Annotated in this window: 1 protein-coding gene; it reads right to left on the bottom strand. The window is 59.3% G+C overall.

The window, feature by feature from the left end; translation table 11 throughout:
* Positions 1-8,509 (bottom strand): non-ribosomal peptide synthetase (locus PEH01S_RS33385; protein ID WP_127490361.1); only part of this gene is annotated, 8,509 nt, incomplete at both ends.

Genomic DNA, 8,509 nt, shown 5'->3' with positions numbered 1-8,509 from the left:
GACTGCATTCCAGACCCTCGCTGTCCTCCATCACGTCGAGGCTCAGGTCGAACTTCGACATGCCGTACTCGGTCGGGTACGGTGTCAGGTGAAGACCTGGAAGATGCATCTCTTTGTTTTCCGTATTTTGCAGGGAAAACATCGTGTCAAAGAGCGGATTGCGGCTCAAATCCCGAGCCATTTGCAGCTTGTCCACCAGCTCTTCGAACGGATACGTCTGGTGTTCAAACGCGCCAAGCGTCGTTTCCTTCACTTCCTCCAAATACGAGAGGAACGTTTTATCCGCCGCCGGATAGTTGCGGATCGCCAGCGTATTGACGAACATCCCGATCAGCGGCTGCAGATCGGCATGGGTTCTGCCCGCAATCGGCGTACCCACGACGATGTCCTCCTGGGCGGTGTACTTTTGCAGCAGCACCGTGTAGGCGGCCAGCAGCACCATGTACAGCGTCGCGCCGCTCTCCGCTGCGATCCGCTTCAGCCCCTCGGTGATTTCCGAACTCATGCGGAAATCAAGCGTATCGCCGGCGTAGCTCTGCACGGCAGGACGGGTATAGTCCGTCGGCATTTCGAGCACCGGCAGCTCCCCGCGGAACGCTTCGAGCCAGTACGCCTCTTGGCGCTTCAGCTGCTCTTTCTGCGCTTCGGACTGCTGCCATACGGCATAATCCTTGTACTGGATGCGCAGCGCCGGCAGTTCCTCCCCGCTGTACAGCCGGGCGAACTCTTCCACCAGGACATCCGCCGAGACGCCGTCGGAAACAATGTGATGCATATCCAGCATCAAGATGTGCCGCTCCGGCGCCAGCTCGATCAAGCCTACCCGCAGAAGAGGCGGCTTCGCCAGATCAAACGGACGGATAAAGTCGCGCACGATCGTTTTGGCTTCTTCCTCGCCGGCCTGAACCGTTTCGACGGCAAAATCCACTTCCGGATAGATCCGCTGCACCGGCTCGCCGTTCACCAGCTCGAAGCCCGTCCGCAGCGTCTCATGACGCGCAATCAGCTTGCGGAACGTTTCTTCGAACCGCTCGCGGTCCAGCGCTCCATCAAGCCCCATCACGCCCGGCATGTTGTAGCTTTGGGCAGCTCCTTCCAGCTGATTCAGGATGTAGAGCCGTTTCTGTGCCGAGGAAACCGGATAGTATTCCCGTTCTTCGACGACAGGAATCGCATCGAACTCCTGCTGCTCCAATTGCCCGATCGCCTCAGCCAGCTGCTCGACCGTCGGGAATTGGAAAATGTGCCGCAGCGGAAGCTCCATATTCAGCTCCTTGCGGACCTTGCTGGCCAGTGCCGTCGCACGCAGCGAATGTCCGCCAAGCTCGAAGAAGTTGTCCTTCACGCCTACCTTCTCCAGCCCGAGCACGTCCTGCCAGATGCGTGCCAGCTTGGCTTCCGTCGGCGTCCGCGGAGCGACGTACTCCCCGCCCCCATGCATGCTTCCTTCCGGAGCAGGCAGCGCTTTGCGGTCGATCTTTCCGTTCGGCGTAAGCGGCATCTGCGCCAGTTGGACGAAATACGACGGAATCATATAGTTCGGAAGCTCCTGCGACATCGCCGCTCTCAGTTCCGCTGCCGTCAGCTCTCTTTGCGCTACATAGTATGCGACGAGCTGCTGCTGTCCGCCGGCGTCCTCGCGCGCGAGGACGATCGTTTCCTGCACGGCGTCGACCTTCGCCAGCTGCGCCTCCACTTCGCCAAGCTCGATCCGGTAGCCGCGGATTTTCACCTGATGGTCGATCCGGCCCAAGTATTCGAGATTGCCGTCCGGCAGCCAGCGGACCAGGTCGCCCGTCCGGTACATCCGCTCGCCCGGCTCAAACGGATTGTCAACGAATTTTTCCGCCGTCAGCTCGGGACGGTTCAAGTACCCCCGCGCCAGCCCGACGCCCGAGATGCACAGCTCCCCGGCTACGCCGACAGGCAGCATCCGGTTGTGCGGATCCACGACGTAGATGCGGTGGTTCGCAAGCGGCCGGCCGATCGGCACCGACTTCCGGTCTCCGAGACCGTCCGACGCCTCGTCCCAAATCGACGTTACGATCGAAGCTTCCGTCGGTCCGTAGGCGTTGAAGTACCGCACCTTGTCTTTCCACTGCTGAACGAATTCGACGGAAGCCGCCGAACCGCCCGTGATCAGCTTTTGCAGGCTCGGCATCCGGTCCGGATTCAGATAAGCCGCGTAAGTCGGCGGCAGGATCGCCGCCGTAATGCCGTTCTCGTTCATGTAGCTTTCGAACAGCGGATAGTCGAGAATGGTCGTCGATGTCGGAATATACAGCGCAGCGCCAAAGAACAGCGCTTTGAAAATTTCCCAGCACGACGCGTCAAACGACAGGCTTGCGAATTGTACGACCCGGTCTTCCTCGGTGATCCCCAGCGTGTTCGCGAACATCAGCTTCAGGCTGCACAGCCCGTGATGCTCGACCATAACCCCTTTCGGCTTGCCCGTCGTTCCGGACGTATAGATCACGTACGCCAGATGATTCGGTCCGACGACCGGCCCGAGATTTGTGCCGTCCGCATGATACGCCTGCTCGTCGTCCACCGCTAAGAACGTCCCGGCAAACGATACGCGATCCCGCAAATGACGCTGCGTCAGCAGCACTTGCGCACTCGAATCCTCCAGCATGTAGCGGATGCGGTCCTCCGGATATTCCGGGTCGATCGGAATATAGGCGCCGCCGGCTTTCATAATGGCCATCATGCCGACGACCATCTCCAGCGAGCGCTCGACCATAAGGCCTACCAGCTGATCCGGCCGTACTCCGGCATCGCGCAGCGTCCGCGCCAGACGGTTCGCCCGCTCGTTCAGTTCCCCGTACGTAAGCTGCGTCTTCTCGAACACAACCGCCACCGCATCGGGATTGCGCAGCGCCTGCTCTTCGAACAGCCCGTGAATCGTCTGCTCCTGCTCATATTCCGCCGCCGTATTGTTGAATACGCGGATAATCTCCGCCTTCTCCGCCTCAGTCGCCAGCTCCAGCTCGCTTACGGGAGCCTGAGGATTGGCCGTGACCTGCTCGAGCACGTGGACAAGATGTCCCATCAGCCGTTCCATGGCAGTCGGTTCGTATACGGACGCATTGTAATCAAAGCGGACGACGAGCTCTTCACCCGGCATCACGACCAGAGTAAAGTCATAGTTCGTTTGTTCCGCGATGTCGACATCCGTAATCGTAAGCTTTCCGTCCTCATCGCCGCCCGCCTGCTCGATCTGCTCGTCCATCGGGAAATTCTCGAAAGCCATAATATGGCCGATCAGATCCTGCTTTTGGGCGCTCTGCGCCTGGATTTCGTACAGCGGATAATAATCGTGGCGTCCGGACTCCAGGGCCGCTTCCTGCACGCGCTTCATCACGTCGGCAAAGCTTTGCTCCGCCTCGCAGGAGACGCGGACCGGAATCGTATTAATGAACAGCCCGATCATCTCTTCGATCCCCGGGATCTCCGCGGATCTTCCCGAAACGACGCTGCCGAATACCGCATCGTCCGTTCCGTTATATTTCTGCAAAATAATGCCCCATGCCGCCTGCATCAACGTATTGACGGTCACCTGATGCTGCTTGGCAATCCGGCTCATCCGTTCGGTCAAGCTCTTGCCCAGCGGTTGGAGAACGTGGGCTCCCGCGTACTCTCCGTCCTTGTTGTGCAATTTGCCTTGAGGCAGCGTCGTCTGGCTGTCATACCCTGCCAGGTATTCGGACCAGTAACGGGCCGCCGCTTCCACATCCTGCTTCTCCAGCCATTCGATATAGTGGCTGTAGGACGGAGCCGCAGGCCGTTCGGACAGATCGTTGCGCAGGTAAGCCTCGTACGTGTCGAACAGCTCTTTGGCAATCAGAGGCAAGCACCAGCCGTCCATCAAAATATGATGGAAGCTCCAGAGCACATGGAAGCTTTCTGCCTGCGTGCGGACGACTTTCACCCGCATCAGCGCATCCTGCTCCAGATCGAAGCCCCGGATCTTGTCGTCGTTCACCAGTTGATCGAGATACGCGCTCCATTCGGCCTCGGCCAAATGGCGCAGGTCTTCGTAAGCAAACTCGACCGGCTTGTGGCGGTAGACGATCTGCAGCGGTTCCCCTCTCCACCCGCTGTAGAAGTTGGTGCGCAGCACGGCATGCCGCGCCGCCAGCTCGTTCCAGCTTCGGGCGAACAGCTCGATGTTCAGAGCGCCCCGGACGTTAAACAGCGTTTGCTCGATATAAGCTCCGCCGTGCCGGTTCAAGGTGTTGTGGAACCACATTCCTTTTTGCATCGGCGTGAGCGCATAGATGTTCTCGATGTCCCCGATCTGCCGCGTTTGCGCGGAAAGCTGCTCAAGCTCCTCCACGCTCAGGCCTTTGAACTGAACGTCGCTTGGCGTCAATTCCGTCCGCTCTTTCGAAACGCAATGTGCGATGATGTCGCGCAGGCTCTCCTGAAGCGAAGCGGCCAGACGCTCCATCGTCTCCCGGCGGTATTCCTTGCCGTTGTAGCTCAGCTCGAGCGACAGCGTTCCATCTGCAATCATGCCGTTGATATCCAGCGCGAAGCTGCGCTTTTGCCGGTCGCTCGACTGCTTGCCGCCCGTATGCGCCGATACCCCGATGTCGCTGTTTTGCAGATCCTGATCGAATTGTCCGAGATAGTTGAAGCTGACTTCCGGCTCCGCGCCCCACGCGATGTCGTCCTTAGCTGCGGAGAGGTACCGGCATATGCCGTAGCCGATCCCTTTATTCGGGATTTGACGCAGGTCTTCTTTCGTTTTCTTGAGCAAATAGGACAAGTCTTTGCCTTGCTCCAGCTCAAGCACAACCGGATATTTGCTCGTAAACCAGCCTACGGTGCGGGTAATGTCGATGTCCGTCATGATGGATTCCCGGCCGTGGCCTTCCAGATTCACCAGCACACGGTCGAGGCCGCTCCACTTCTGAACGGCCATCCCCAGCGCCGCCAGCAAAATATCATTCATTTCGGTGTTGTACGCGCGATGGACGCCCTTCAACAACTGCTCCGTTTCCTCGCGGGTCCACTGCACCGAGATGGATTCGCTATCCTGCTGCAATGAAACGTCCACTTGCGTGTCCTTAGGCAGCGGCTGCACCTTCGTTTGCGCGACGCGCTGCCAGTAGGCCTGCTCGCGCTTCATCACCGGACTTTCTGCATACGCCGCAAGCTGCTCGGACCAAGTGCGGTACGCATCCGTTTTCGCCGGAAGACGAAGCTCTTCTCCCTTGACGGCCTGCTCGTAGCCGATCGCGAGATCCTCCAGCAAAATGCGCCACGAGACGCCGTCGACCACGCCATGGTGGATGGCGATCAGCAGATGGTCGCCGTCCGCGCATTGGAACAGCCCCGCTTTGACAAGCGGTCCCGCTTCCAGAGCGATGCTGCTCTGGATTTCGTTCGCTTTGGCTTCGACCGCTTGCGCGGATGCTTCGATTCCTTTGAGGTTCACCACTTCCAGACCATAAAGCTCGCCGTCCCCGACAGCCCGGTTCCATGCGGCGTAGCCGTTCTCCGACTTGCGGAATACGATGCGCAGCGCATCGTGATGCTCCACAAGCTTCCGCAGCACCTTGCGAATCGCCGTCTCGTCGAAGCCGTCCTTGCGATGCAGCATGACCGATTGGTTAAAATGATGCGGCTCGGCAAACTGCTGCTCGAAGAACCAGTGCTGGATCGGCGTCAACGCGACGTCTCCGCTTACCTCGCCTTGGTCGGCCATCCGTCCCACAGGGCGGATATGCTTGCTCAGCTGCGCGACCGTCGGATATTTGAACAAGTCGCGGATTTCCAGCTTGTACCCGGCTTGATGCAGGCGGGACGAAACTTGAATCGACTTGATCGAATCTCCGCCCAGCTCGAAGAAATGATCCGTCGCTCCGACGCGCTCCGCGCCCAGCACAGCCTGCCAAACGGCGGCGAGCACTTTTTCCTCCTCGCTCCGGGGCGCAACATAATCGGCTCCCGCCGCAGCGTTTCCTTGCGGAGCGGGCAGTGCCTTGCGGTCGATCTTCCCGTTCGGCGTGAGCGGCATCCGCTCCAGTTGGACGAAGTGCGACGGGATCATGTATCCCGGCAGCTCGCCGGACAGCTCTCCTCTGAGCTCGCCCACCGTCAGCGTCCGGTCGGCCACGAAATAGGCGCACAGCTGCTTCTGTCCACTGGCGTCGTCGTGCGCGATGACAATCGCTTCCTGCACGGAGGCGATTTTCAGCAGCTGCTCTTCGATCTCGCCGAGCTCGATCCGGTAGCCGCGGATTTTCACCTGGTGGTCGATCCGGCCCAAATACTCGATCGTTCCGTCCGGCAGCCATTTCGCCAAATCGCCCGTCCGGTACATCCGCTCGCCCGGCTCGAACGGATTGTCCACGAATTTCTCCGCCGTCAGATCGGGACGGTTCAAATAGCCCCGCGCCAGGCCTACGCCTGCAACGCACAGCTCGCCGGCCACGCCGACGGGCACCTGTTGATTGTGCGCATCGACAATATAAATCCGGTGATTGACGACGGGACCCCCGATCGGCACCGACTTCAACTGGCTGATGTCTTCGGTCGAAGGCGTCCAAATGGTCGTGCAGATCGAGTCCTCCGTCGGACCGTAAGCGTTGAAATATTTCACTTTGTCTTTCCACTGCTGAAGCAGCTCCAAGGATGAAGCGGAGCCAGCCGTGATCAGCTTTTTGAAGCCCGGCATGTGGTCCGGATTCAAGTAGACCGCATAGGTCGGCGGCAGCGTAGCGGTCGTAATGCCGTTATCGCTCATGTACCGCTCGAACCATTGATAATCCAGAATCGTTTCCTTCGTCGGGATGTACAAGGTCGCGCCGAAGAACAGGGCTTGGAATACTTCCCAGCATGATGCGTCGAACGACAGGCTCGCGAATTGAACGACCCGGTCCTGTCCGGTCATCTGCAAGGTGTTCGCAAACATTTGCTTCAGGCTGCACAGCCCGTGATGCTCGACCATAACCCCTTTCGGCTTGCCGGTCGTCCCCGACGTATAAATGATGTACGCCAAATCGTTCGGACTCGCGACGGACTCCAAGTTCGAGCCATCCGCGGCGTATGCCTGCTCGTCATCCGCCGTGACGACGGTCCCGGCAAACGAAACGCGCTCCTGCAAACGACGCTGGGCCAGCAGCACTTGCGCGCCCGAATCCTCCAGCATGTAGCGGATGCGGTCCTCCGGATATTCCGGATCGATCGGCACATAGGCGCCTCCGGCTTTCAGAACGGCAAACATGCCGACGACCATTTCCAAAGAGCGCTCAAGCATAAGTCCGACAGGCTGATCCGTCTTCACGCCCAGAGCCTGAAGCGTACGCGCCAGACGGTTCGCCCGTTCGTTCAATTCCCGGTAGGTCAGCTGCCGGTCTTCGAAGACGACGGCCGGATGATCCGGCGTGCGTGCCGCCTGTTCCTCGAACAATTGGTGAATCGTTTTGTCCGCTTCATAGTCCGCCGCCGTAGCGTTGAACACGCGCTGAAGCTGTGCCTGCTCCTCCGCTGTCAGCATCTCCAGCGCAGCAATCGGCGCTTCTGGAGCCTGCGCGATCGCAGTGAGCAATTGCTCCAAATGCTTCGCCATCCGCTCGATCGTTTCCCTTGCATACAAGGCCGTCGCGTATTCGAGGTTGCACTCCAGCCCGCTGCCGGTTTCCGTCACGTCCAGCGTCAGGTCAAACCTCGCGATCGTATTGCCGCTCGGATACGGAGCCAGCGTAAGTCCGTCAAGCTGAAGCTCCTCGTTTTCCGTATTTTGCAGGACGAACATCGCGTCGAAAATCGGGTTGCGGCTCAAATCCCTTGGCACCTGCAGCTTCTCCACCAGCTCCTCAAACGGGTAGCTCTGATGCTCGTAGGCTCCCAAGGTCGTTTCCTTCACTTCCTCCAGGAACGAACGGAACGTCTTTCCGCCAGCCGGATAATTGCGGATCGCCAGCGTATTGACGAACATCCCGATGAGCGGCTGCAGATCTCCGTGCGTTCTTCCCGCAATCGGCGTACCGACGACGATGTCTTCCTGGCCCGTATATTTTTGCAGCATGACATTGTACGCAGCCAGCAATACCATGTACAGCGTTGCGCCGCTTTCCGCCGCGACCCGCTTCAAGGCTTCGTTCAGTCCGGCATCCAAGTGGAAAGAAAGTGTGCTTCCCTCGAATTTCCGCACTGCAGGGCGCGGGTAATCCGTCGGCATTTCAAGCACAGGCAGCTCGCCGCGGAACATGTCCAGCCAGTAGGCCTCCTGCCGTTTCACCTGCTCCTGCTGCGCTTCGGACTGCTGCCATACTGCGTAGTCCTTGTACTGAATGCGCAGCGGCGTCAAGCTTTCCCCGTTGTACAACCGGCCGAACTCTTCGGTCAACACGTCCGTCGACATGCCGTCGGAGACGATGTGGTGCATATCGAGCAGCAGAATATGCTTGTCCTTCGCCAGCTCGACCAAACCTACGCGCAGGAGCGGCGGCTTCGCCAAGTCGAACGTGCGCACGAATCCGCGTACGATGTCCCC

Origin of the sequence: Paenibacillus ehimensis NBRC 15659 (assembly GCF_004000785.1) — a bacterium.
GTDB lineage: Bacteria > Bacillota > Bacilli > Paenibacillales > NBRC-103111 > Paenibacillus_G > Paenibacillus_G ehimensis.
The sequence above is the reverse complement of the archived record's forward strand: the minus strand, read 5'-3'. Positions and strand labels throughout refer to the sequence as shown.